The sequence below is a fragment of the Dehalobacter sp. genome (assembly GCA_023667845.1).
Lineage (GTDB): Bacteria > Bacillota > Desulfitobacteriia > Desulfitobacteriales > Syntrophobotulaceae > Dehalobacter.
Map to the genome: position 1 here is coordinate 1 of JAMPIU010000052.1, position 1,356 is coordinate 1,356.

Sequence of the window (1,356 nt, forward strand, 5' to 3'; positions counted from 1 at the left end):
GCCGTGGTGGTCCCGTTCCGGGGGCACCGGCTCGCAGCCGAAGACATCAATATAAAATTGGGCGAGTTTCTTCCAATCCCTGGCGATGATGTTGGTGTGAACAAACTTTACTTTCATTATCAGGCCTCCAATTATGAGGTATCTCCTATTAAAATATACCATAAAATAATTTAAGGTATTAAGAGGGAGGAATTTACTATAAGTATTGATTCTACAGACGAGGAAATTGGCAGATGTATCGTGAAGGCTTCCGAGTACTTCTTTACATAGTATTAAATAAAGGGTTTCTCCTTTGAAAGCTGACAGGAGAAACCCTTCTATAATTATTAAGCGTTATTTAATTTCTGTTAACACCCCTGTTTACCCGTACAGCTTTTCGTATTGAATTTTAGCGGCCTGCAGCTGCGACTGTCCTGTTTTACACTGCGGGTTTAAAAGGGGGCAGTGTTTGTCGCAGCCTGTACAAAACATACTGCTCAGATAATCCGACAGGCTGGGAATTTCATCCGCATCGCTTTGAATGTCGCCGGCAATCGTGTAATCTTGATCATCTGCTGTTGTGTATTCATTGTTTTTTATAGCGGCAGTCTCGCGTGGTAAGCCTTTAATCGAAACGGCCTGTAGGGCCGCCTTGTCAGAACCGGGCATGCCGGCGGAATACACCACCAGCATAACCAGTGCCGCCGCCCCCAGGGTCTGCAGGGATTTCCCCACCCTGCTGCCTTTATAGTTATTGACCATCTTGCGCAAAGTTCCCGTGACAAACCGCCAGTTCAGCGCGATATGAGCGCCAAACAAACCAAGGCAGGCATATGCTGTCCATTTATGCACGGCTGCCAGCGTATGCTTGTTTTCCTGCAACCCAAAGTCAAAAACGACTCTTGAAATCAGAATCCCGGTAATGATTATAGTGCAGACACTGATTAACAGTGCCACGTTTAAAACATACATAAGCTTGGGCTTAGTCTTAATTTTTGATGTAAACAGGTTTTTAGTGACGTTTTTTACCCATCCCCAGTTTAAAATAATATGGGATGCGAATAAGGCAAAAATCGCCAACCCCGCTATCTCATGGAAGGCAAGACCTGTGTCATAAGCAAAAATCAGGATTATAAACAAAACAGTCATGACGATATCGAGCGTTATCTTTGATAAGGTTTTGGTGTTCATGCAGTAAAGTCCTTTCAAGTGAAATTATCATGCAGGATCATGGTTTCTCATAGTGTAAATTATAGACAGCAAACCTTAATTCCAACTGAGTGCTGACTGAAATTGCCCTTAAAATAGCAAAAGTGAGACAAAAAAGAACGTCCCCTTGTCTCACAGGAATGAGACAAAAAGAACGTCCCCTAGTTT

1 protein-coding gene is annotated in these 1,356 nt (G+C 43.3%); it reads right to left on the reverse strand.

The window, feature by feature from the left end:
• Positions 1 to 360: 360 nt before the first annotated feature.
• On the reverse strand, positions 361 to 1,170 hold the full coding sequence (locus NC238_03575) for a cytochrome b/b6 domain-containing protein (protein ID MCM1565037.1): 810 nt from the start codon (positions 1,168 to 1,170) through the stop codon (positions 361 to 363).
• Positions 1,171 to 1,356 lie beyond the last annotated feature (186 nt).

What these genes read in the sequence shown, in the direction of transcription:
- NC238_03575 (MCM1565037.1), bottom strand. Translation starts at nt 1,170, where the DNA reads ATGAACACCAAAACCTTATCAAAGATAACGCTCGATATCGTCATGACT.